The sequence below is a fragment of the Carbonicoccus niuqiaonis genome (assembly GCF_050157065.1).
Taxonomy (GTDB): Bacteria; Actinomycetota; Actinomycetes; order Propionibacteriales; family Propionibacteriaceae; genus Avipropionibacterium.
The window spans coordinates 17,806-41,009 of sequence record NZ_CP189573.1; the positions used below are offsets into that span (position 1 = coordinate 17,806).

Below are 23,204 nucleotides of genomic sequence, written 5' to 3' on the forward strand. Positions count from 1 at the left end.
CATGACCGACCAGCAGGTGCGGCGGCCTTCCGTACCGGTGCCGCCGGTCAGCCCCGTCACGCGGCCGACCCCGGTCACGGTGCCGTCGCCGCAGACGCCGGAGACCGTACCGACACCGCACACCCCGGTGTCGGTGTGGACCCCCGCTGACACGTTGGCACCGTCGCACACCCGGCCGCCCAGCGAGCCGGCCGACGACGATCCACGGGACGACGACGAACCAAGGGACGCCGGCGAACCACGCGACGACGACGAACCAGGGGACGACCATGGACCATCTGGCGCAGGGAGGGGAGACCGCAGCAGTGGCGGCGGGGGTGAGGGGCATCGACTGCCGCCACTGCTGCGGGGAGCCCGACGCTGGCTGATGCTGGCGCTGGTCGTGACGGCCCTCGTGTACACCGCGTTGGCCGTCACGGCCGGACTCCAGGTCGGCTGGATGGTGGCGACCCCCGACCAGGTCGACGCGCGGACGTTCCTGCTGTTCGGCGGAACCGTGCTGGCGCTGTGGGCCGTGCGGTACCAGGAACGCGTACTGGCCGAACGGCTCGGGCAGCACTACGTCCGGCAGTTGCGTGGTGGGCTGGTCCGGCACGCGTTGTCGGGCAGCCGGGCCCCGTCGCTCGGGATCACGGTCGCCCGCACCACCAACGACCTGTCGAGTGTCCGCAACTGGGTGGCCCAGGGCATCACACCGCTGGTGTCGGCGATCCCGTTGGTGCTCGGCTCGGTCGCCGCGCTGGCCGTGATCGACTGGCGACTGGCGATCGCGGTGGGCGGACCCGTCGTGGTGCTGGCGCTACTGCTGGTCGGGCTCAGCGGGGCCGCGCTGGAACGTGCCACGTTGCTGCGGCGACAGCGAGGGCGGATGGCGGCGCGGATCAGCGACACCGTGCACGCCGCCCAGGGGATCGTCGCCGGCGGCGGCGTCGACCGGGAACTGCGCCGACTCGACGCCGACAGCCGTCGGGTGACGACGGCCGCGGTCGACCGGGCCAAGGTGGCCGGGCTGCTGCGGGGAGCCGCGATGGCGGCCCCGCTGCTGGCCAGCGGCACGTTGGCGGCCGCCGCGGCGGTCGGTGGTGTCGACCCGGCCCGACTGGCGACCGCGCTCACCATCGTCGGCGTGCTCGGCGCGCCGTTGGGTGACCTGGGACGGGTCGTGGAGTACCGGCAGAACTACCTGGCGGCCCGGCGCATCATCGCCCCGCTGCTGGCGACGGTGGCGGAGCGGAAGGTGCCGGAGCAGCCGGAGGACGGCTGGCAGTCGGCTCCGGGGACGGGCCTGCAGGTTCGCGGGCTGGTGGTCGACGGGGAACGGGTGGCCGACCTGGACGCCCCGCCGTGGTCGCGGGTACTACTGCGATCGACCCGGCCGGAGCGGGTACGGGCGGTGCTCGCCGAGCTCGTCACCGGTGGCGACGGGGCGGCCGGCTGCCTGGTCGACGGGATCCCGCTCGGCCTGGCCGATGACCGGACCCGACGCGGGCTGGTCGGCATGGCGTACGCGGGGGCCTGGTTCGAGCGTGGCCAGATCGGGCGGGCCGTACGCTATCGCGTCCCGGACGCCGACGACCTGGCCGTGGAACGGGCGCTGGCCGACGTCGGGCTCCGCTCGCGGGTGGCCGCCCTCCCCGACGGGTTGAAGACCGAGCTCCGCCGGGGTGGCGAGCCGCTGAACCGGTGGGAACGGGCGCGCCTGCAACTGGCGCGGGCCACCTTCGGGAACCCGCCGGTGCTGCTGCTGTCCGACATCGACACCGACCTGGACCGGGCCGGGGTGAACCAGCTGAACACCCTGCTGGCCCGGTACCCGGGCACCGTCCTGTGCTCGACGCCCGACCCGGACCGACTGGCCGCCGCGTGGACCGTGTGGGACCTGGACCAGCAGGTGTCGGCCAGGAGGTGATCCCTGGGCGACCGCCAGGGTGCTAGGGCGCACACTGGCCGCGTTGCGACCCGCTGAACTCGTTGTCGCCGACCTGGGTACGGATCGCGTCCTGATTGTCGCGACACAACAACGGCCCGGCGATGCTGTTGCCGGTGAACGCGAACGCGGTGGCGGTGTTGCCGTCCAGCCGGACCGGTCCGGACACCGAGTTGTCCACCAGCCGGAGCCGGGTGGTCGTACCGCTGATCGTCACCGGCCCGGTCAGCGTCGAGCCGAGCACCTCGACCGTCGCCGCGGCCTTCGTGCGCAGTGCCCCACGCAGTTCGCCGTCGACCAGTACCAGGCTGCCGCCCTCGGTGACCGTCACCTGACCGGTGATCGCGATGCCGGTGGCACACACGGTCTCACCGGTCACCTCGAGTGGGCCGTCGTGGTCGGCGGTCAGGGTCCGGTCACAGGCCGGGCGGGCATCGTTCGGGGTGAATCGCAGCAGTTCCGCCGCCCGGCCGTAGTAGTAGCGGCCCTGGGGGTCGATGGCGAGGTTGGCCGTGCCGGTCGCGATCAGGTTCAGCTGCCACGTCTGCGGGTCGACCTCGAACACGTTGCCGCTGGTCGAACCGACCAGCCGCCCGTTGTGCCAGAAGAGCTCCCGGCCACGCAGGTACGACCCGCTGTCGTCGGTGTCGAAGTAGCGCTGCTGGGCCACCACCTCACGGGTGGTCGGATCGAACTTGAACAACGCGTTCCCCGTCACGCCCCACAGGTTGCCCTGGTCGTCGAAAGTCAGCGCCGACACGTGTTCCTCGCCGGGCACCGGGACGGTGCTGAAGACGACCTCGCCCGTCTCCGGGTCGAACACGAACAGCTTGCCCTCGGTCTCGGTCGGGTCGACCCCCAGGCCACCGGTGATGCCGGAGCCGCCGTACACCAGTCCGTCCCGGTACGCGAGGGCGTAGATCGACTGGTTGTGGATGATGTTGTCGTGGACCTCGAGCTCCATCGTGGTCGGGTCTAGGAACGCCAGTGCCCCACCGAGACGCGCCGGTGTCGGGAACGTCCCGATGGCGAGCCGGTCGCCCGCCCGCACCATGGCGATGGGTCGATCCTGTTCGTGGCCGACGTAGATCCGCGGCCGCGGGTTGACCCCGGGCTGGATCGGCTGGGTGGTGTCGTAGACGTTGATCCCGGCGGCGGTGTAGGTGCCGAACACCAGCAGGTCGTCGAAGGTGCCGAAACCCTGGATCTGACTGGTGAGCGGCAACTTGGTCGTCTCGTCGGTGGTCGGGTCGAGGTGCATGAACGCCTTGCCGCCCAGGTAGATGTCGCCGCCGGGGCCGGTCCCGAGCACCCGGACCGGCACCGAGGCGCCGACCGCGTCGGTCGGCTGGGCCGCACACGCAACCGAACTGGTTCAACGGCTATCCGCCGATCGATGCGCGGATGTTGATGGGTCCGATGTCGCACCAGGCGAACGTGGAGGGAATCCTCTACTACGCGACCAACCGGTGGCCGCTGGGTGATCGCGGGGACCAGCTGCTGGTCGATGACGGGATCTTGTCGGCGTGGAACCCCGCCACGTATTTCGGGACGGCGGGCGACGGTTCGATCTTCTATCCCGGACCGGACGGCCCGATGGCGTCGTTGCGGTTGGAGAACGTGCGTGACGGGTTGGAGGACTACAACCTGATGCAGGAGTTGAAGCGGGCACTGGCGGCCCACCCGGACGCACCCCGCGGGCTGGTCAAGCGCGGCGAGCAGGCGCTCGGCGCCCGTGACATCGTGACCGACTCACGCCACTTCACCGAGGACCCGACGCAGTACCGCGCGTGGCGCCGGGAGGTGGCTCGCACGATCGGGTTGCTGCAGAAGTTCTGAGGCGATGCAGGAGCCGGGACACGCCACGACACGCACGTATCTGGTGGTGGCGAACTTTCCTGACCACCAGATGTAGTGTCTGACGTGCTGAAGGTTCTGGGTCGTCGTACGGCGGTCCGGAGGCAACAGGGAACCCGGTGAGAATCCGGGACTGCCCCGCAGCGGTGAACGGGAACGACCGTCGTCACCGGCAGGCGAACTGCCTGCCGGTCCAGCACTGGAGAGATCCGGGAAGCGACGACCAGTAGATCGGCTCGGCAGAGCCCCGCCCGTGAGTCCGAAGACCTGCCTCGGCCCGGTCACGACCGTGACCGGTGTGTCTGCAGCCTCGCGGGAGGGCTTGGACGTACGGGAACCCGGGGTCCGGGTGCCCGGTCGTCGGCGCCACCCACGCGAGTTGCGGTCAACTCGCGAGGGAAGAGAGCACGACATGACGATGACCACCCCGGTGACGGCGACGGCCGTCCCACCTCACCCCCGACACGCGGGGTCACCGTACGACGGGACACCCCACACGTTCGCGGTCGTCAAGCGTGACGGTGCGGTCGCCGGGTTCGAGCCGGACAAGATCAGCACCGCACTCCGCAAGGCGTTCCTGGCCGTCGAGGGTTCGGCCGCCGGCGACTCGTCCCGGGTCCGGGACTTGGTGGACACCCTCACGACGCAGGTGCTGTCCGCGCTGACACGGCGGTACGGCGTCGGCCGCAGTGTGCACGTGGAGGAGATCCAGGACCAGGTCGAGCTGGCACTGATGCGCTCCGGTGAGCACAAGGTCGCGCGGGCGTACGTGCTGTACCGCGACGAGCACGCCCGCCGGCGGGAGTCGCAGGCCGCCCACCGGGTCAGCACCCTCGCGGTGCCCGACCGGGTCCACGAGCTGACCGTGACCGGACCGAACGGGGTGGCGCCGGTCGACGGTGCCCGACTGTGCCAGGTGATCGACGAGGCGTGTGCCGGCCTCGCCGGGGTGGACCCGGAGCGGGTGCTGGCCGACACGGTGTCGCACCTGTACGACGCGATGCCGGCCGCGGAGTTCGCGCAGACCCCCGTGCTCGCCGCCCGCGCCTTGGTGGAGCAGCACCCGGCGTACTCCCGGGTGAGTGCCCGGCTGCTGCTCGACTCGCTGCGGGCCGAGGCGTTGACGCTGTTGACCGGTGAACCGGTGGCGCCGACCCGCGACGAGATGGCGGAGCGGTACGGCGCCTACCTGGGCGACTACGTCCGGCACGGCATCGCGGTGGGTCGGCTCGATCCGCGGCTCGCCGAGTTCGACCTTGATCAACTCGGGGCGGCCATCGAGCCGGAGCGGGACCTGCAGTTCACCTACCTGGGGCTGCAGACCCTCGCCGATCGCTACTTCCTGCACGACGACGGGGTGCGGTACGAGCTGCCGCAGGCGTTCTTCCTGCGCGTGGCGATGGGGTTGGCGTTGCACGAGGACGACCGGGAAGCCCGGGCGATCGAGTTCTACCGGTTGCTGTCGAGCTTCGACTTCATGTGTTCCACGCCGACGCTGTTCAACGCCGGGACGATCCGGCCGCAGCTGTCGTCGTGCTTCCTGACCACGGTCGGAGACGACCTGCACCAGATCTTCGGGTCCATCCAGGACAACGCGATGCTGGCCAAGTACTCCGGCGGGCTCGGCAACGACTGGACCCCGGTGCGTGGCACGGGTGCCCGGATCCACGGCACCAACGGCACCTCGTCGGGCATCGTGCCGTTCCTCAAGATCGCCAACGACACCGCGATCGCGGTCAACCAGGGCGGCAAGCGCAAGGGTGCGGTGTGTGCCTATCTCGAGACATGGCACATCGACGTCGAGGAGTTCTGCGACCTGCGGAAGAACACCGGCGACGAGCGACGCCGTACCCACGACATGAACACCGCCCACTGGGTGCCGGACCTGTTCCTGCAGCGGGTGGAGGCCGACGGGGAGTGGACGCTGTTCTCGCCCGACGAGGTGCCTGATCTGCACGACCTGTACGGGGTCGCGTTCGCCGAGCGGTACGCCGCGTACGAAGCGGCCGCCGATCGTGGTGAGATCCGGGTGTTCCGTCGGATCCGGGCGGTGGAGCTGTGGCGCCGGATGTTGACCATGGTGTTCGAGACCGGGCACCCGTGGATCACGTTCAAGGATCCGTGCAACGTGCGGTCGGCCCAACAGCACGCCGGGGTGGTGCACTCGTCCAACCTGTGCACCGAGATCACGCTCAACACCTCCGCCGACGAGGTCGCGGTCTGCAATCTCGGTTCGGTCAACCTGGCGGCGCACACCGGGCCGGACGGGATCGACGAGGAGCGGCTGCGGCGGACCGTGTCGACCGCCGTCCGGATCCTCGACAACGTGATCGACGAGAACCTGTACACCGTGGCCGCCGCCGAGCGGGCCAACCAGCGGCACCGGCCGATCGGGCTCGGGTTGATGGGCTTCGCCGATGCGCTGGTGCAGCAGGGGATCCCGTACGCCAGTGAGCAGGCCGTGACGTTCGCCGACACGTCGATGGAGTTGATCAGCCATGCGGCGATCGAGGCGTCGGCCGACCTGGCCGACGAGCGAGGGGCGTACGGCAGCTTCGACGGATCGCTGTGGAGTCAGGGGATCCTGCCGATCGATTCGGTCGCGATGTTGGCCGAGGCCCGGGGTGGGGACCTTGATCAGGACCAGCAGGCACGGCTGGACTGGGGGCCGCTGCGGGAGCGGGTTCGCGGTGGTGTCCGCAACTCGCTGATCATGGCGATCGCGCCGACCGCGACGATCAGCAACATCGTCGGGGTCGCCCAGTCGATCGAGCCGACGTACGCGAACCTGTTCGTGAAGTCGAACATGTCAGGTGACTTCACGGTGATCAACTCCGCACTGGTCGAGGCGCTGGCCGAACGTGGCCTGTGGGACGAGGTGATGGTCGCCGACCTGAAGTACTGGGACGGTTCACTGGCTCCGATCGAGCGGGTGCCCGAGGATCTGAAGGCGCTGTTCGCCACCGCGTTCGAGATCGACCCGAGCTGGCTGGTGCGCGCCGCGTCGGCCCGCCAGAAGTGGATCGACCAGGCGCAGTCGCTGAACCTGTACGTCGCCGAGCCGAGTGGGCGCAAGCTGGACGAGTTGTACCGGTCGGCATGGCGGGCCGGGTGCAAGACGACCTACTACCTGCGGTCCCGCAGTGCCACCAGGGTGGAGAAGTCGACGCTGTCGGGTACGGACGGGCGCCTCAACGCGGTACCGACGAGCGTCGACACCAACTCCTCGGGCTCCACTCCACGCACCTCGAGCTTGTCGCGAGGGCCCGAGGTCGGAGCAGGACCGCGTCCGGCCGACGGACATGACGTCCCGCCCCGGCCGGTCCCCCTCGCAAGCTCGGGGGAGCCGGCCCAACGCCCGACCCACCCAGACGTCATGTCCGCCGACCGAACGCTCGGTGCCCACGGTTCGGTCCCGGTGGGTGGGGATGGTGTGTCCGCGGACCGAACCCTTGGTGCCCACAGTTCGGGGCGGGCAGCGGGTGACGCCGTGCCTGCCGCAGCTCGCGCGGTCGTCTCGGCGATCCCCGCGTTGGCTGCCGTCACCTTCTCCGGTGGCGGGGCCGCTTGTACCACTCCCGACGATCCTGATTGTGAGGCCTGCCAGTGAGCACCGAACTGACGTGGGACGATCCGGTCCCCTTGAGCAACCCGTCCCCGACGGCTGCGGGTGACACGGCCGTCAGTGCTGTCGCACCGGGTGGGGCGGACCTGACCGGACGGTCGGGTCGGGTCCAGGTGGACCAGAAGGCCATGATCAACTCACGGGCTGACGTCAACCAGCTGCTGCCGATGAAGTACGGCTGGGCGTGGGAGAAGTACCTGGCGGGGTGCAACAACCACTGGATGCCGACCGAGATCTCGATGCAGGCCGACATCGCGTTGTGGCGCAGCGACACCGGGCTGACCGAGGACGAACGGTTGATGATCAAGCGCAACCTGGGGTTCTTCGCCACGGCGGAGTCGTTGGTCGCCAACAACCTGGTGCTCGCGGTGTATCGCAACCTGACCAACCCGGAGTGTCGGCAGTACCTGTTGCGGCAGGCGTTCGAGGAGGCAGTGCACACCCACACGTTCTCCTACATCTGTGAGTCGCTCGGTCTGGTGGAGGGTGAGCTGTTCAACATGTACCGCGAGGTGCCCTCGATCAGTGACAAGGACGCGTGGGCACTGCAGTACACCCAGCACCTGGAGGATCCGTCCTTCCGGACCGGCACCCTCGAACGTGATCAGGCGTTCCTGCGTGACCTGGTGGCGTTCTACGTGGTGTTCGAGGGGATGTGGTTCTACACCGGGTTCGCCCAGATCCTGTCGCTGGGACGGCGCAACAAGATGGTCGGGATCGCCGAGCAGTACCAGTACATCCTGCGCGACGAGTCGATCCACCTGAACTTCGGGATCGACGTGATCAACCAGATCAAGATCGAGAACCCCCAGTTGTGGACCGAGGAGTTCCAGGCCGAGGTGCGATCGATGCTGACCGAGGCGTGCGACCTGGAGGTCGCGTACGCGAAGGACACCATGCCGCGGGGCATGCTCGGACTGAGTGCCGCCAGCTGTGAGCAGTACCTCCGGTTCATCACGAACCGGCGGTGCCGACAACTCGGCCTGGCCTCGGTGTTCCCCGAGACCACCAACCCGTTCGCCTGGATGAGCGAGGTGATGGACCTCGGCAAGGAGAAGAACTTCTTCGAGTCGCGGGTCATCGAGTACCAGACCGGAGCCGGACTGAGCTGGGACTGAGCCGGGCGGGAGCCGGGATCGGACGGATCCCTCCGGGATCCGTTCACCCGGTGATCATCAACTCCACCGTCCACCGTCATCGGGTGGACAGCAGACCGTCACCGCCGGTGCACAGCATGCGGGACATGCGTCCACATGGCCATCGTGAAGCCCTGCAGGCCGCCGACGTCACCCGCCGCCGCTTCCTCACCGCGACCGGGGCCGCCGGTGCGCTCGCGCTGACCGGCGGACTGGCCGGGATCCGTGCCGCCGACGCCGCCCCTGGCGGTGCGGATCGGCGGTACCCGTTCACCCTCGGCATCGCCTCCGGCGATCCGCTGCCCGACGGAGTGGTGATCTGGACCCGACTGGCACCTGAGCCCCTGCACCCGTACGGGGACATGCCACGCCGGCAGGTGCCGGTGCAGTGGCAGGTCGCCGAGGACGAACGGTTCGACAAGGTCGTGAAGTCCGGTACGGCCATCGCGAGCCCGGAGTACGTCCACACCGTCCACGTCGACGTACGGGGGCTCGAGCCGTGGCGGCACTACTACTACCGCTTCCGCAGCATGGGTCACCTCAGCCCGGTCGGGCGCACCCGGACCGCCCCGGACCCCCGGTCCGAGGTCTCCGCGCTGAAGGTCGCGTTCGCGTCCTGCCAGAACTGGATGGACGGGTTCTACACCGCCCACGCCGACATGGCCGGACGTGATCATGACCTGGTGCTGTTCCTCGGTGACTACATCTACGAGAACCGGGTCCCGGCCGGCGGCGGAGCCGGGGGCACCACACCCTCACGTACGGCATCGTCGGCGTGGTGGGGCTGGCCCTGCTGTCCGTGCGGCTGGCATCGTCGGCCGCCCCGGGCGAGCGCGGCACGGGGGGTGGCAAGGCAGACGTGGTGATCACCGCACCCGAGCGGATCTCCGTCGCCTCAGGGCTGCCGTGCCTGATCGGGGGCCAGCTGACGGTCGGGCTGACCAACACGAGCAAGAAGGACGTGTACGCAGACCTCGACCTCACGGTGTCCGAACCGATGACGTTGTCACGGCATGCGTTCTCGAGCTACCTGCCGGCCACCGATCCGGACCAGACGGTCAGCACCGACGTGCAGGTGACGACGCCGGTCGATCTGGCGCCGGGGTCGTACCGCGTCTTCTTGTCCGTGCAGGGCCAGGATCGGCGAGAGGTGTACGTCGACGTCGAGGAACTCGACGCCGGGCCACCGAACGGCAACCTGGCGTACGGCCAACAGGCGTTCGCCTCGTCGACGCACACCAACGTCAAGCTGTGCGGCGGCGTGGACGGCAACACCGACTCCTCGGGTTGGGGTGTCGGCGGGACCCATGATGCGACCCGCGGCGTGTTCCCCGACCACTACGGCGTGACGCTCGCCGAGGCGACAACCGTGGGCAGGGTTGAGATCTACACCCTGGACTCGGAGCGCTACCCGGCCGCCCGCATGGGCATCCGCGACTTCGACATCCAGGTGCACACGACACAGGGTTGGCAGACGGTGAAGTCGGTCACCGGCAACGAGGTCGGCCACATCGTCGCCACCTTCGACCCCGTGGTCGCCGATCAGGTGCGGGTCGTGGTCCACGACACCAACGACCACGGCTACTCGCGGATCGTGGAACTGGAGGCGTACGCGTCCTGATCCGGGTCGCGCCTGGCCTTGGACACTTCCGGGGTCGGGTCACCGCAGTGCGGCGACCGGGGGAAGGTTGCAGCTCGCGGCTTCAGTTCGCGTCGAAGTCGAGTTCAGCGAGGGACCGGATCCGGCGGACGTCCGCATCGGGGTGCCTGTCGTGTCGGTCGAGCAGTACCGCGTCGACACCGGCACCCAAGGCACCGAGAACGTCGGTCCGCAGTGAATTGCCCACCATGAGTGCATCGTCATGTGCGACCCCGACGACGTCCAGGGCGTGTGCGAAGGCGCGAGGGTCTGGCTTGCCGGCCGGCAGCACGGACGAGGCGACGAACACGTCCACCTCGTTGGTGAGGCCGAGCTTCTCCAGCTTGAACCGCTGGTGTGCCTCGTCACCGTTGGTGAGAACGGCGACGATCAGCCCGGATGCCTTGGCTCGTCGTAACGCGGGAACAGCATCATCGAACACGGTCCAGTTCGCCTCGTAGCGCCGAAGGTAGCCGGCGAACAACTCGTCGGCCCGCGTGTCGTCGGCGTCCACTCCGAGGAAGCTGCGGGCCCGCTCACGCCGTTGCTCGAGGAAGGTCAGCTCGCGGCGCTGGTACCGGCTGTAGCAGTTCGCCGAGACCTCGGCCCAGCGCGGCACCACGTCGGCGCCCTCGATGCCGTGCTCGGCCGCCCAGGCGACGACCGCCGTGACCGCCGCGGACTCCTGGTCCACGAGGGTGTCGTCCAGGTCGAAGAACACGGCGCGCACACCGACACCTTCCCATCAGGTGACGCCAAGCGGGATCCGGGCTGAGCTGGGACCACGGAGACGGGATGACCGGGCGGCGTCATGTCCAAGCGGGCCCCAAGTGACCGAACGCTCGTGCCTGGGCGTGCGGGTACGACGCGCGTGGTCTTCCTGTGCCCGGGCGTGCGCGTACGACGCGCGTGGTCTTCCTGTGCCCGGGCGTGCGCGTAAGACGCGCGTGGTCTTCCTGTGCCCGGGCGTGGGCGTACGACGCGCGTGGCCTTCCCATGCGGGCGAGATTCGGTCGGTCCCGGCGTCCTTGCCGTGTGCAGGCCCCCGGTGATTCCGCGCGCGCAGCACCGGCGCGACGACTGACCTGCCCATCGCGCGTGTGGTCAGCGCTCGGCCCGCCCGTCCCGGGGCTCACTGCCCACCCAACGGTGTGGCACATTGCGCCCGATGTGGATGACAGCGACCAGCCGACCATGATCATCTCCGCGGCCAGTCTGCAGTGACCCGCCGGTCAGGGTCCTTGTTGGTCGGTGGTGCCGGTTTGGGGTTCGCTGCCGGCATGCGGGGTGGCTGCACCACCGTCGGGGCCGGTGGGCGGGGTGATGGTGATCTTGGTGTGGCGGGTGTGGCGTTTGGGTCGTCGTTTCGGGTCGAGTCGGGTGGGTGGGAGGAACTCGGGCCGCCCATCGGCAGGGTTGATCCGGACCTCCCATTGCGCGCCGTCGGGCCAGCCGGGGTGGGGTTCGACCAGTCCGTGATGATGCCTGCACAACAACACCAGGTTCGCCAGATCAGTGGGCCCGTGGTTCCACCACGGGTCGATGTGGTGGGCATCGCAATCGGCCGGGGTGCGGTCACAGCCGGGGAACGCGCACCCACCGTCCCGGGCGATCAACAATGCCCGCAACCTTGGTGGGACGAGCCGGACCGACCGGCCCACATCGAGGACCTGGCCGTGGCTGCCGAGCACGGTCGGGATCAGCTGGGCGTCACACGCCAACCGGCGCGCCTCGCCGGCGGACAGGTCGGTGTCACTGCCGATCAGTTTCGCCCGCACCAACCCCGCCAGCAGCGCGGCATGGTCCAACTGGACATGGACCGTGGGTGGCACCCCACCACTGGCCGGGGTGTCGGGGGCGCCGGCGGCGCGGGCGAACACCAGGGCGAACGCATCAGCCCGACGCTGCCCCAGACTGACGGGTGGCGCGGCCGGGTCGGCCTGGTCGGCGGCCCGGGTGGCGTTGTTGGTGATCGCGTTGATCACCCCGATCACGGTCTCGGCGTCAGCGACCGGGAGCTTTGCTTTGAAGAACACGCTGCCGTGATGGTCATGGGTCCAGGTGAGGTGTCGGTCCCGGGCGGCTTGGGCGGCCTCGCGGGCCAGCCGTTTCGCCAACGCTTCGTCGGCGACCTCCGGGGCGACCACCTCGACCAGCCGGTTCGCGCATTGACGCAACCCGACCGGATCCAACCTCGGCTGACCATGCGCCCCGGTCGCCAGATCGACAAGGTGTTGTTCGCCGTGGTCGACCTGTTCGCCGGTCAGGTCATCGGGCAGCTGGGCGAGTCCGGCCAGCACCGCATCGGCTGCTTCGGTGGTCATCTCCCCGGCCAGATGCGCCGCAGCCACCTTGGTGAACCGGCCCGCCAGTCGGGCCCGCCGCTCCACCACCCGCGCCTGTTTGGCTGACATGGTGGTGGTTGCCTGCAACCACGACCGGACCGGGGTCCCGGCCTCGATCATCGACGCCTCGGTCCGAGCCACATGACCCACCAACGCGGACTGCACCGCCGCCGCCCGCTCCGCCAGCCGGGACCACGCGACCGTGGACTCCAACAGATCAGCCGGAGAGACCAGACAGGTCCGGGCATGATCAACCCGATCCAGCACCGCACCGATCAGGACCGCTGCGTCCTCGACCGTCACCTGCCCCGGAATCTCCATACCCAAAACCCTAGAACCCACCACCGACAAGAATCGCCACAACGTTCGAATCAGGCATTGGGGGGTGCACTACAGCCGTGTAGTTCTCCACCGACTGGGGACAGGCCTGTGGACAAGTCGGGGTGTGGCCGGTGGTGCTGGGGGTGTGGCCGGCCTCTCGACAGGCTCGCAGGGCGTGTCGACCGGCTTGAGGGGCGCCGACCGGCTGAGGGGCGAACGGGCTTGAGGGGCGTGTCGACGGGCTTGAGGGGCGTTACGACGGACGTCTCGGCAGGCTCGACGGCCGTCTCGACGAGCTCGACGTGCGGACTGCGTGCGAAGAGAGGGCGGTCCTACTGGCCGACGCGGCCGTCGATGCACTCCCTGAGCAGGTCCGCGTGGCCACAGTGCCGGGCGTACTCCTCGACGCGGTGCACCCACATCTCCCGGCCGGTGATCTGTTTGGCCCCCAGACGTTGCCCGAGGTCTGCGTGTGAGAGCAGCACCGCGTCCGTGGCCGCCTGCTCACGTGCGAGGTCCTCGTACGCGGCATCCACCATGGCCTGCTCACCGACCGCCCCGTCGAAACCGCCGCCGTCGTCGTACAGTCTGGCGAGCGGGATCTTGCCACTGATCCAGTTCTGCCAGTCGCGTTCCACCTCGGCCAGGTGCCGCAACAGCCCGAGCAGCGACATCGTCGAGGGCGGGACCGACCGACGCGCCAACTGCTCGGGGGTCAGCCCCTCACACTTCATCTGCAAGGTGAGCCGGTAGTCACCCAGGTACTCCTGCAGTGTCGCGAGCTCACCTTCGGGGCCGGGTTCGTCGCGGTCGCGGGGATCGTCGTCGGGGTCGACCCACATGTCGGGGTAGACCGTGGACCGGGTCCAGCGTTCGGGTTCACCCATGGCCCCATGATGGTCGCCGGGGTGGGCCGTCGCCAGAGTTTTGCGACCCGCCCACCGGCTCAACCACCCGCCGACCCAGCCATCGGCCCATCTGCCCCGCCCGACAGCGTTGACCGCAGCGCGGCCAGGAAGGGCAGATCGGGTTCCAGCCAGTCGACCTCGGCCAACTCGTCCGCCCCCAACCAACGGATCTGGTCGTGCTCGGTCGGCACCGGATCGCCGTCGACGAGCTCGGCAACCGCGATCCGCAGCTCGTAGGTGTCGTTGATCGCGACGGCATCGGGCAGCCAGTTGATCACCCGGATCCGGCAACCCAGTTCCTCGGCGATCTCCCGTACCAGTGCGGATTCCGGGGTCTCACCGGGCTCGACCTTGCCGCCCGGGAACTCCCACCGACCGGCCGCCGTCGCCGGTGACGTACGCCGTGCGGTCAGTACCTCACCGCCACGGACGATGGCGGCACCGACCACCGACTTCTTCGGACCCGCCTTCACCCGACCGAGGGTAGCTGAGCAAGAACGGTCGGGTGTGACGGCGCCACAGGGTCCAGACTGGTGGACATGACGGTGCAGGGGCGGGATCGATTGCGCGAGCTGTTGGACGCGGCGCTGGCCGAGGATGCCCCGACGCTCGACGAGATGGCCCAACGGGCCCACTCGTCGGCTTTCCACTTCAGCCGGGTGTTCGCCCGGGGTACGGGCGAGCCGCCGGTCTCGCTGCGGCGTCGCGTCCTGTTGGAGCGCGCCGCCTGGCAGCTGGCGCACGGACGGACGGTGACCGACGCCGCGTTCGAGGCCGGGTACGAGTCCGTCGAGGGGTTTGCACGGGCGTACGGGCGGGCGTACGGCCATCCGCCCGGCCGGACGCCGCGTCGCGACGCGGGCCTCGGCCCCACCGGGGATGATCACTGGATCGACGCCCCCAACGGGATCCACTTCCACCCGCCGGCAAACCTGTGGATCCATGACCGGTCCCGACGTCCCGCCGAAGGGCCGGTCACCGCGCACCTCCTGCACCACGACCTCGACGACACCACCGAGTTGATCACACTGGCGGCCGAGCTCGACGAGGCCGAGTACCGCCGGAATCGCTTGCCAGGAAGCTTTCTGCTCCGCTGGGACGGACCGGAGGAGTCACTGGCCGACGTCCTGGCCCATCACGTACGGGCGAAGGAGTGCTGGCTGGCGGCGATCGCCGGTGAGGAGATGCCCGAGGCCGGCGGCGACAGTCCGGCGGAACTGGCCGTACGACATCAGGTGGTGGGTGCCCGATGGGTGGCGACGGTGGCCGACATCGCTCGCCGCGACGCGTGGGGGGACCGGCTGATCGACGCCCTGTGCGAACCGCCCGAGAGCTTCGTACTGACCAGCGTCGTCGCACACGTGATCACGTACGGCGCCCACCGGCGGCAACTGGCCAGACTCCTGCTGCGACAGGCAGGAATGGATGTTGATCATGGAGACCCGATCGAATGGTGGAGACGAACATGACCCGTACCAGTTACTACACGGCATCGACGCTCGACGGCTTCATCGCCACCGACGACCACTCACTGGACTGGTTGCTCAGCAGGGACATCGACCAGTCCGGTCCGATGAACTACGACGACTTCCGCGCCCGGCTCGGCGCCGGGGCGATGGGGGCGTCGACGTACGAATGGATCATCGACCATGAGAACGGTGCATGGTCCTACACGCTGCCGATGTGGGTGTTCACCCACCGCAACCTGACGGCACCGGCCGGGGCGGACGTGCGGTTCACCTCGGCACCCGTCCCCGAGGTCCACGCCGAGATGGTCGAAGCGGCCGCCGGGAAGGACATCTGGGTGGTCGGGGGTGGTGACCTGGTGGGGCAGTTCCATGATCACGGTCTGCTCGACGAGGTGATGGTGCAGTACGCCCCGGTCACCGTCGGTTCCGGCAAGCCGCTGTTGCCCCGGCACGTTGAACTGGAGCTGCGCGAGGTGGCACGGAACCGTGAGTTCGCGTGTGCCCGCTATGACGTCAAGCGGTGACGACGGTCACCCTGCGGACCAGAAGACCAGGCCGAGCCCGAACACGAACACCAGGCAGACCGCGACGATCCCGACGACGAGGGCGGTGATGACGAGGGCGGTCGAGGCCATGGACTGTGGCTGCAGGGGAGTGGTCGACAGCTTCGCCGACTGGAAGACGGTCGTCGGCATCGAGTAATAGAGCGGGACAGCCTGACCGGCAGGTACATCGACGACCTGGGTGCGGACCTCGGTGGTGTTGGTGCGCGAGAACGTGAACGTGTGCCGTCCGGGCGGCAGCGTCACGAACGTGGTTCCCGCCTCGGCCGGAATCAGCCGGTTGTCCACCTCGATCCGTACCCCCATCTGGCTGATCGGGGTGTTGCCACGGTGGATCGTGAGCGCGACGCCGGTGGCCCCGGGCACCACCCGGGCCAGTGTCTGGTAGGGCGCCAACTGGTCCGGGGCCGTGCCGTACGGATTGCCCTGCTGCAGTTCCGCCGGGACCGGGTCCTGGATCTCGGAACGCGCGTTCCTCCGTTCCGGCCAGGGTTCGCCGGCAGGACCGGGCTGTGGCGGGGTGCTGGTCATGGCGGTGATGTTACGTGGCCCAGGGTTGATCGGGGTGCCCGGCCGCCCCCCGTACCCCACGGGACTCGACCCCGGCTGAAGTACGGATTTGAGCCGGGTCGTGCCCGTGGGATATTCTGACGCGGTTGCTTGCGCGGGCCTATAGCTCAGACGGTTAGAGCGCTGCCCTGATAAGGCAGAGGTCGGTGGTTCAAGTCCACCTAGGCCCACCCATCCCGTCCAAGAGCGTTCCGACACCGACGCTGGACGCCTGTGCCCACCACCCGCTCACGGCGTGACGAGCGCGAGGCCCAACCAGTCGGCGAGGGAGTCGAGCTCGTCCCGGACTGCGGCACGCACCGCCGGGTCGAACGGTTCGTCCTCGTGCACCGCGTTGATCCGCAACTCACCCTCGGCCCGTTCCGCGGTCGCGTCCACCTTGCCGATCAACCGGTCGCCGGACAGGATCGGCATCGCCCAGTAGCCCCACCGTCGCTTGGCAGCCGGCTTGTACATCTCAAGCTGGTAGTCGAAGTCGAACAGTTGCGCCATCCGCGAGCGGTCGAAGATCAACAGGTCCAGCGGTGACAACAGGGCGGTCCGGCCGGTGAAGGGGAGGTCGAGGTACGCCGGGTCGATCCGCCATCGTCCCTTGACCCCGTCGATCACAGCCGGCTCCCCGGCGTCGGCCACCGCGTTGGGTTCGGTCGGCGTCTTCGGTGCCGTCGGCCGGGCGATCCCGAGCGACCGCAGCCGGCGTTCGTTGCGGAGGCGCGTCGCCTCCGCCAGCGGCACGGGTTCGACGTCGGGATGCACGCGCTCGGCCAGGTCCCAGAGCCGGTCCCGGCCGTCCTGCCCGACGGCGGCGATCTCGCCGCGGGTCGCCATCAGCTGCAGCAGCATGCGGAGGTTTCGGTTGCTGTTCCACCCACTCGACTGCCACGGCAGTACGGTGGTGTCCGGGATCTCCTTGCTGGGAAGCGGTCCCTCGTCGTACAACTTCGCCAACACGTCGCGCCGCGCTTCGTCGTTCGCCTCCAGCCACGCCACCTGGGGTTGTTGCCACTTCTCGGTGGGCCAGGCGGCCATCTCGGCCCGGAACAGCGCGATGTCGGCGGCCGGTCGCAGCCGTCCGTCCAGTTCGATGATCGTCCCGTCGGCGAGAGCCCGTTCAAGGTCGCCAAGGCGGTGTGCGGCGCCGAGCCGACTCCACAGCACCACCTCGGCGCTGCGGGCCACAGCGGTCGTCGGCTCGCCGTGCAGCAGCGTCAGGCGGTCCAGCAGTTCGCCGAGGTCATCGGGGCGGGGCGCCGCCAACCACTGCGCCTGGACGGCGATCCGACGGGCCCGGGTGAGGCTGAGCCGATGCATCGGGTCGGTCATGGTCCGGGGTCAGGCGTCGCGCTTCAGCAGGCCCCGCTCACCGAGGAACGCCAGGTACTTGGGCGGCTCCTCGGCGAAGATCTTCTCGCCCTCGGTCATGTAGGCGGTGATGAGGCCGCGTTCGGCTGCCTCGTGGTTGCCGAGCTCGTACTCGCTCTGCCCGAGTCGCATCTGGACGTACGGATTCTCGATCCCGCCGGGCGACTGGGTGGCCAGCTGGAAGTAGTTGCGTGCCTGCTTCCACCGTTGCGCCCCGAGGTGGGCGTCACCGATGGAGGCGTACAACCAGGTCGCCGCCTCCCACTCACGCTTGGGGTCCGGCACCAGTTCCAGCGCCTGCTCGAACCGACCGATCGCCTCGTCCCAGTCCTCGGCGTACAGCGCGTCACTGCCGGCCTCGCTGAGCTCGTCGATCCGCTCGCCGAGCGCCTCGGGCAACTCCAGCGCATCGGCCGGCACCTCCGGGCCCGGGAACGGCAACGCCTTGCCCTCAGCCACCGCGACGTAGTCGGGATAGGCGCTGAAGGCCTCGGCCCCGAAGTCGTCCAGCACGGCGGCCAGCTTCGGCTGCCCGGACGCCGGGTCGATCCGGTAGCTGACGATCGCATCGCTGACCCGTACGGACGGGTCGGCCTCGCCGTACTGCTCGGCCTTCACCGGCTGCCACTTCGAGGCACCCTCCCAGTCGCCGACCCCGATCAACGCGCGCACGGTGTTGTCGGCGATCGCCCGCAGCTCATAGTCGTGCCAGGGCTGCGGAACCTCGGCCCACAACGCCTCGTAGCGGCGTCGGGCCTCGTCGGCGTTTCCGTCCGCGGCCGCCGCCTGCGCCTGCTGGAGCAGTTGGCCCAGTCGTTGACGTACGTCTGCCGGGATGGGGTTGCGTGGCATCGGTCCTCCTCGGTCCGGGGTCAGCCTAGTCACAGGGACGGTGAGATCGTCACGCCACCGACGGGATCGTTGTCGGAGTAGCGGCCCTGCTGCTGCCCGCCCTTGCTCGTGTTGTCGGGGCCGTACTCGTAGGAGTAGTTCTTGTCGTTGGTCATGAAGTCACGGTTCTGCTGCGGGGTTCGCTGGTGTCCCCGGTCGTTCCAGTAGTCGACCGCGTCCTCGTGGTGACCCATGTGGGTCTCCGACAACGGTCGGGGTACCCCGTTCGCGTCGTTCACGTAGTAGTTGTCCAGGTCGGACTTCTTGATCTTCTTCGGGAACGTGTCCGGGTCGACCGGGTTGCCGAGCGCGTCGACCAGCTCGCCCTTCTTCGCCATCCGCTGGGCGACCTTCTGGCCGGGGCCCGACAGCTTCCCGGGGGTCTTGCCGAGGTAGGCGTTGCGCATCTTCTTCGGCTTGGGAAACTGGCTGACGTCGTCACCGGACTTCGCGATGCGCTTCGCCACGTCGCGGGGGCCGTCCTTCGCCTGCGACTTGATGAACTTCTTGGGCACCTTGAAGTACTCGCCGGCATGCTTGACGATGAAGCCGCCGGCCGTCTTGTAGACAGTTCCGCCCTTGGCCACGACGCCTCCCAACTGGGTCCTCTCGGCCGGCCCCGGGGACGGGGTCCGGCCTGGCCACCCGGTGATCGTAGGACCGATCGCGAGCCGTTGATGTCGTCAGATGACATCCCGATCGCGTCGACGTGATTACCGTGGTCCGGGTCCGAACTCCACTTCTGGAACAGATCCCCGGAACCCGAATGGACGCCCGATCATGACTGAACTCAAGTTCGACACCCGCGCCCTGCGTGTCGGTGCCGACGAACTGTCCACCACCGCCGACGACCTGCGCAGCCAGTTTGCCGACACCGCCGCGTCGGCCCCGGCCTGGGGCGAGGACGACGTGTCCGCGTTGTGCCAGATGGCGTACGAGGCGATCGTCCAGGTGGTGACCGAGAGCATCGAGGGCGTGGGTGAGGGCTGGGGAGAGCACGCCGAACTGCTGCAGGCCGCCGCCGACCTGTACGACGCCACCGAGCAGCAGAACGTGAGCCTGGGCAGCACCATGGTCGGCGGGGAGTGACCGGTGGGGATCGTACTGCCGGGCGAAGTCGCCCACCTGCTCAACATGCTCGGGTTCAGCTGGCCGAACACCGACGAGAGTGACGTCTTCAGCAAGGGGTCGGAATGGCTCAGCTTCGCGCAGACCGCCGCCGGGTCCGCCCAACAGGCCGAGTCAGCTGCCCAGCACGTGCTGGGCACGAACGAGGGCCCGGCGATGGAGGCGTTCTCGACGGCCTTCAGCTCCGGGGAGGACTCCGTACAGCAGGTGGTGCAGCAGATCTCGAGCGGCAGCTCGATCGTCGGCGGCTGCATGATGGTGATGGCGGGGGTGATCATCGCGCTCAAGATCGTCGTGATCACCCAACTCGTGCTGTTGGCGATACAGATCGCGTCGGCCATCGCTGCTGCCGTGCCGACCTGCGGGGCATCGCTGGGCTGGATCCCCGTGGCCAAGATCATTGCGGGCAGGGTGATCGAGTTCGCGATCAACTTCGCCCTCGAGAAGTTGATGGGATGACCCAGGAGGGACACACACGATGACTGACTCCTTCGACCAGCTGCTCGGACAACTTCACCAGCAGCTGTCCACCGCCGCCAGCCGCACCAAGGGTGGGACGGACGCGCAGGGTGCAGCAGGCGCAGAGACGGCTGAGCCCGAGGTGCCGGACGTGGAGACCACCGCGACCGCGCTCGACGAGCAGGTGAGGGTGACGATGTCGGGCAACAGGTTCACCGCCCTCAAGATCGACGCCAGGGCGATGCGACAGACCAACGACGAACTGGCCGAACACGTGCTGGAGGCGTTCAACAGGGTGATGGAACAGCACTCCCGTGCACTCGCCGACGCCTATCTGGCCGACAACTCGACTGACTTCGGTGCGCTCGCCGCAGACGTCCGGGCGATGCAGAGCCAGTCCGTCGAGGCCATGCGCACCTACACCGAGTCGTTGTACTCGGCACTGGAACAGGCCCGACGCCACAGCATCTGATCATGGTCATGGTCCCGTCGAGTGGGGCCGATCATGATCAGGGGCGGTCGTCGTCCTGCGCGGTGTCGACGGCATGGTCCGTGTGCGCCAAGAACGCGTCGGCGAACAGCGGCCAGACCGGCCGCGGCACCCCTTGGCCGATCCCGGGCAGGGTGAGCAACACGGCGCCGGGGATCTCCTCGGCCAACGCAACGCCGTTGCCGTACGGGAAGAACGGGTCCTCGTCGCCGTGCACCACCAGCGTCGGGACGGCGAGCGTCCGCAGTCGCCGTCGCCACCGCGGCTTGCAGTTGATCTTGGCGAACGTGGTGCCGAGATGGCTCGCCTGCTGCGCCGCCGCCGTCGGTCGGGAACGGTCGAAGGTCTGTCCGGCCGAGTCCCGGACGTCCTGCTCGACGAAGCCTGCCGAGCCGGCCAGCAGCCGGGCCGACCCGGTCACGTGGTCGATGACGGCGGCGCGATCGGTCCAGTCGGGGTCGGGACGCCCGAACAGCTGCCCCATCACCGTTGCGTCATGATCAGGAAGGTCGTCGTCGACCCGGCCCGGGGCGACCGGGCGCGTCGACACCAGGGTCAGCGTCGCCACCTGCTCGGGATGGTCCAAGGCCAGCAGCTGGGCGATGAAGCCGCCCACCCCCTGCCCGACGACGTGCGTCGGCCCGAGCTCGAGTGCCCGCAGCAGTTCCGACGCGTCGGTGACCAGGTCACGCAGGTCGTAACCCGGCGAGGCTGGGTCGACGTACGTCGATCGGCCGGTGTCGCGCAGGTCGTAGCGCACCACGTACCGCCCGATCAGTGCCGCACACAGCCCGTCCGGCCAGGTACCTGCGGTGATCCCGATCAGCAGCACCGGCGGATCCGCCGGATCGCCCACCGTGTCCACGTACAGCTCGACATCGTTCACCCGTACCTGCATTTCTTGTTCCTTCCGTCGGTCTATGACACCACTGGTACGGATCGCCGACGCCGAACTCATCTTCGGCAGACCTACGGCTGCGCGGCCACCGCCGTCCGTTCGGCGAGCGGCGGCAGACCACACGTGGCCGAGAAGCCGTCCGACTCGATGCCGAGCGCGATGTTGGCCCGCGTGGTGAAGTTCGCGAACGCGATGACCCCGGTGAGCTCGACCAGGGCAGGGTCCCCAAGGTGGGTACGCAGGGACGCGACCATGCTGTCGGTCACCGTCGGCTCGGTCGAGGTCATCGCCTCCGCGTACGCCATCACCTCACGTTCGAGCGCACTGAACGCGTCCGACTCCCGCCACCGCGGGATCTCGCGCGCCTTGACCATGTCGAGCTCCTTGTTGTGTGCTTCGAAGTAGTTGAAGTCCAGGCACCAGGAGCAGCCGACCTGGGAGGCCACCGCCATGTGGGCAAAGGACTTGAGCTGTTCGGCGCAGGTGTTCCACTTCTTCATCCTGCTGCCGATGTCGGACATGCTCATCAGCACCTTCTGGTTGTGCCAGTAGACGCCGATCGACGTCGGTACCCGGCCGTCGAGTGCACGCTTGGCGAAGCGCTTGATCAGCGCTCCCTTGAATCCGGTGATCTCGGCCGCAGGGATGCGGGGTGTGCCAGCCATGATGTCCTCCTGTGTCATTCGGTGTCACCCTTCAGACGACGAACTCCGACGATCTGTGACATCCCCGCCTGGCCCCCCGGAGACGGGGGCCGGCCGATAGGGTCGATGGATGTCCGACAGCAGCGCCGGTGGCAGCAATCGCACCCCCCTCGTGACGCTCCTCGTCTGCGTCGCGCTCTTCCTTGCGCTGGTCGCCGTGATCAATCCGGTGGGGGATGCCCTGATCGCGGCCGGGCTTCCGGTGCCGGTGTTCGCCACCGTGCTGACGGTTGTCGCGCTGGCATTCGTGGCGGTGCCGGTGGTGGTGTGGCGCCGGTCGCTCAACCGTCGGCGTGTCGGCCAGCTGACCGGCCACCAGACGTTGGTCGACTCGTGGGCGGCCAGCGCAGGATGGCGGCCCGGGGCCTGGCAGGGTGGCCTGCCCATGGTGCTCGACCGGTTCCGGGTCCGGTCCAGCGCCGCGGTGTCCTCGGCCCACGGCGCGGTTGCCGGGCTGCCGGCGACCATCGCCGTGTGGGAGCAGCACTTCACCAATCTCGGCTCGCCGATCAGCGACCGTGCGGTGTGGCTGGTGGTGGCGGTCGACGGACTCCCCGAAGGCGCGAGCGTCGGGATGGGCAAGTCGAGTGGTGACGGCGCGATCTCCAGCATGCCGATCAGGTGGGCCGGCACTCCACCCAAGTCGTTGGCCCAATCAGCCGGCACCCGGCCGTGGGGCTTCACCCGAACGGCGATCTGGCCCGGCCCCGGGACCCCACCACCACCGGCTTGGGCATCGGTCGCCGCTGAGCTGGATTCCTTGTCCGGTTGGCTTCTGGTCCATCGCGGTCGTCTCGAGGTCTGCGCCCGGGTGCGGCACGGCCAGGTGCATCCGGAACGCTTGCTCGCGGTGGCCAACCAGGCGATCGGGGTACTGCGCGGTCCAGCGTTGCGCTGACCGTGGCAGGCTGG

The 23,204-nt window shown here is 68.9% G+C and carries 23 protein-coding genes, 1 tRNA gene and 1 riboswitch; of the genes, 13 read left to right on the forward strand and 11 right to left on the reverse strand.

Annotation, left to right across the window (positions count from 1 at the left end; all coding sequences use genetic code 11):
* Nucleotide 1: 1 nt before the first annotated feature.
* A complete protein-coding gene (locus ACQBAU_RS00075; RefSeq protein WP_465256904.1) occupies nt 2-1,909 on the forward strand; it encodes an ABC transporter transmembrane domain-containing protein in 1,908 nt (635 codons plus the stop codon).
* Between the two features lie 22 nt (nt 1,910-1,931).
* Here the strand turns inward: ACQBAU_RS00075 and ACQBAU_RS00080 are convergent, their stop codons facing one another.
* Entirely contained in the window at nt 1,932-3,251 is a 1,320-nt protein-coding gene (locus ACQBAU_RS00080) for a hypothetical protein (RefSeq protein WP_465259422.1), read from the reverse strand.
* 80 nt (nt 3,252-3,331) lie between these two features.
* On the opposite strand from ACQBAU_RS00080, the gene ACQBAU_RS00085 reads away from it, so the two are divergent.
* From ACQBAU_RS00085 to ACQBAU_RS00105, 5 genes are all read left to right on the forward strand, one after another.
* Complete coding sequence (locus ACQBAU_RS00085) at nt 3,332-3,766, forward strand: DUF4091 domain-containing protein (protein WP_465259423.1); 435 nt, start codon at nt 3,332-3,334, stop codon at nt 3,764-3,766.
* Nucleotides 3,767-3,839: 73 nt separating this feature from the next.
* Nucleotides 3,840-4,073, forward strand: a riboswitch (cobalamin riboswitch).
* A gap of 123 nt (nt 4,074-4,196) precedes the next feature.
* On the forward strand, nt 4,197-7,394 hold the full coding sequence (locus tag ACQBAU_RS00090) for a ribonucleoside-diphosphate reductase subunit alpha (RefSeq protein WP_465256906.1): 3,198 nt from the start codon (nt 4,197-4,199) through the stop codon (nt 7,392-7,394).
* Nucleotides 7,391-8,527 carry a ribonucleotide-diphosphate reductase subunit beta gene (locus tag ACQBAU_RS00095; RefSeq protein WP_434550912.1) on the forward strand — a complete coding sequence of 379 codons (1,137 nt, stop codon included), beginning with the start codon at nt 7,391-7,393 and terminating at the stop codon, nt 8,525-8,527. Before ACQBAU_RS00090 ends, ACQBAU_RS00095 begins: the two co-directional genes overlap by 4 nt.
* Nucleotides 8,528-8,652: 125 nt before the next feature.
* Nucleotides 8,653-9,411, forward strand: coding sequence for an alkaline phosphatase D family protein (locus ACQBAU_RS00100; RefSeq protein WP_465256907.1), 759 nt, complete (start codon nt 8,653-8,655; stop codon nt 9,409-9,411).
* A complete protein-coding gene (locus ACQBAU_RS00105; protein WP_465256908.1) occupies nt 9,408-10,166 on the forward strand; it encodes a discoidin domain-containing protein in 759 nt (252 codons plus the stop codon). The genes ACQBAU_RS00100 and ACQBAU_RS00105 overlap by 4 nt, the downstream gene beginning before the upstream one ends.
* Before the next feature lie 82 nt (nt 10,167-10,248).
* Here the strand turns inward: ACQBAU_RS00105 and ACQBAU_RS00110 are convergent, their stop codons facing one another.
* The 4 genes from ACQBAU_RS00110 to ACQBAU_RS00125 form a co-directional block, all read right to left on the reverse strand.
* Nucleotides 10,249-10,914 (reverse strand): HAD family hydrolase, encoded by a 666-nt coding sequence (locus tag ACQBAU_RS00110; protein ID WP_465256909.1) that lies wholly within the window; start codon nt 10,912-10,914, stop codon nt 10,249-10,251.
* Between the two features lie 502 nt (nt 10,915-11,416).
* Entirely contained in the window at nt 11,417-12,850 is a 1,434-nt protein-coding gene (locus tag ACQBAU_RS00115) for an HNH endonuclease signature motif containing protein (protein ID WP_465259424.1), read from the reverse strand.
* A gap of 332 nt (nt 12,851-13,182) precedes the next feature.
* On the reverse strand, nt 13,183-13,737 hold the full coding sequence (locus ACQBAU_RS00120; RefSeq protein ID WP_434551396.1) for a DinB family protein: 555 nt from the start codon (nt 13,735-13,737) through the stop codon (nt 13,183-13,185).
* Nucleotides 13,738-13,796: 59 nt separating this feature from the next.
* Nucleotides 13,797-14,231, reverse strand: a complete 435-nt coding sequence (locus tag ACQBAU_RS00125) for a (deoxy)nucleoside triphosphate pyrophosphohydrolase (RefSeq protein ID WP_434551397.1) — start codon at nt 14,229-14,231, stop codon at nt 13,797-13,799.
* Between the two features lie 66 nt (nt 14,232-14,297).
* On the opposite strand from ACQBAU_RS00125, the gene ACQBAU_RS00130 reads away from it, so the two are divergent.
* Together ACQBAU_RS00130 and ACQBAU_RS00135 are read left to right on the forward strand one after the other, a co-directional pair.
* The gene (locus ACQBAU_RS00130) at nt 14,298-15,227 is read left to right on the forward strand and encodes a helix-turn-helix transcriptional regulator (protein ID WP_465257165.1); all 930 of its coding nucleotides are present in this window, start codon (nt 14,298-14,300) and stop codon (nt 15,225-15,227) included.
* Entirely contained in the window at nt 15,224-15,751 is a 528-nt protein-coding gene (locus ACQBAU_RS00135) for a dihydrofolate reductase family protein (protein ID WP_434551399.1), read from the forward strand. The genes ACQBAU_RS00130 and ACQBAU_RS00135 overlap by 4 nt, the downstream gene beginning before the upstream one ends.
* A 6-nt stretch (nt 15,752-15,757) precedes the next feature.
* Here ACQBAU_RS00135 and ACQBAU_RS00140 read toward each other — a convergent pair whose 3' ends face one another.
* Nucleotides 15,758-16,321, reverse strand: coding sequence for a hypothetical protein (locus ACQBAU_RS00140; protein ID WP_434551400.1), 564 nt, complete (start codon nt 16,319-16,321; stop codon nt 15,758-15,760).
* 135 nt (nt 16,322-16,456) lie between these two features.
* Between ACQBAU_RS00140 and ACQBAU_RS00145 the strand changes: the two genes are divergently transcribed.
* Nucleotides 16,457-16,530, forward strand: a tRNA-Ile gene (locus tag ACQBAU_RS00145).
* A 58-nt stretch (nt 16,531-16,588) separates the two neighbouring features.
* Here ACQBAU_RS00145 and ACQBAU_RS00150 read toward each other — a convergent pair.
* From ACQBAU_RS00150 to ACQBAU_RS00160, 3 genes are read right to left on the reverse strand one after another with little or no spacing between them, the layout of a single operon-like run.
* On the reverse strand, nt 16,589-17,683 hold the full coding sequence (locus ACQBAU_RS00150; protein WP_465257164.1) for a DNA glycosylase AlkZ-like family protein: 1,095 nt from the start codon (nt 17,681-17,683) through the stop codon (nt 16,589-16,591).
* A 9-nt stretch (nt 17,684-17,692) separates the two neighbouring features.
* Complete coding sequence (locus ACQBAU_RS00155; RefSeq protein ID WP_465257163.1) at nt 17,693-18,574, reverse strand: tetratricopeptide repeat protein; 882 nt, start codon at nt 18,572-18,574, stop codon at nt 17,693-17,695.
* Nucleotides 18,575-18,603: 29 nt separating this feature from the next.
* Nucleotides 18,604-19,200 carry a hypothetical protein gene (locus ACQBAU_RS00160; RefSeq protein WP_465257162.1) on the reverse strand — a complete coding sequence of 199 codons (597 nt, stop codon included), beginning with the start codon at nt 19,198-19,200 and terminating at the stop codon, nt 18,604-18,606.
* Nucleotides 19,201-19,393: 193 nt separating this feature from the next.
* Between ACQBAU_RS00160 and ACQBAU_RS00165 the strand changes: the two genes are divergently transcribed.
* Genes ACQBAU_RS00165 through ACQBAU_RS00175 form a run of 3 tightly spaced genes read left to right on the forward strand, consistent with a single transcriptional unit; the run spans nt 19,394 to nt 20,672 of the window.
* Nucleotides 19,394-19,702, forward strand: a complete 309-nt coding sequence (locus tag ACQBAU_RS00165; RefSeq protein WP_434551404.1) for a hypothetical protein — start codon at nt 19,394-19,396, stop codon at nt 19,700-19,702.
* A 3-nt stretch (nt 19,703-19,705) separates the two neighbouring features.
* Nucleotides 19,706-20,200 (forward strand): WXG100-like domain-containing protein, encoded by a 495-nt coding sequence (locus ACQBAU_RS00170; protein WP_465257161.1) that lies wholly within the window; start codon nt 19,706-19,708, stop codon nt 20,198-20,200.
* A 19-nt stretch (nt 20,201-20,219) separates the two neighbouring features.
* Entirely contained in the window at nt 20,220-20,672 is a 453-nt protein-coding gene (locus tag ACQBAU_RS00175) for a YbaB/EbfC family nucleoid-associated protein (protein WP_465257160.1), read from the forward strand.
* A gap of 37 nt (nt 20,673-20,709) precedes the next feature.
* On the opposite strand, the gene ACQBAU_RS00180 is transcribed toward ACQBAU_RS00175, so the two are convergent.
* Together ACQBAU_RS00180 and ACQBAU_RS00185 are read right to left on the reverse strand one after the other, a co-directional pair.
* The gene (locus ACQBAU_RS00180) at nt 20,710-21,588 is read right to left on the reverse strand and encodes an alpha/beta fold hydrolase (RefSeq protein ID WP_465257159.1); all 879 of its coding nucleotides are present in this window, start codon (nt 21,586-21,588) and stop codon (nt 20,710-20,712) included.
* 71 nt (nt 21,589-21,659) lie between these two features.
* Entirely contained in the window at nt 21,660-22,253 is a 594-nt protein-coding gene (locus tag ACQBAU_RS00185; RefSeq protein ID WP_434551408.1) for a carboxymuconolactone decarboxylase family protein, read from the reverse strand.
* A gap of 109 nt (nt 22,254-22,362) precedes the next feature.
* On the opposite strand from ACQBAU_RS00185, the gene ACQBAU_RS00190 reads away from it, so the two are divergent.
* On the forward strand, nt 22,363-23,190 hold the full coding sequence (locus ACQBAU_RS00190; protein WP_465257158.1) for a hypothetical protein: 828 nt from the start codon (nt 22,363-22,365) through the stop codon (nt 23,188-23,190).
* Nucleotides 23,191-23,204: the final 14 nt, after the last annotated feature.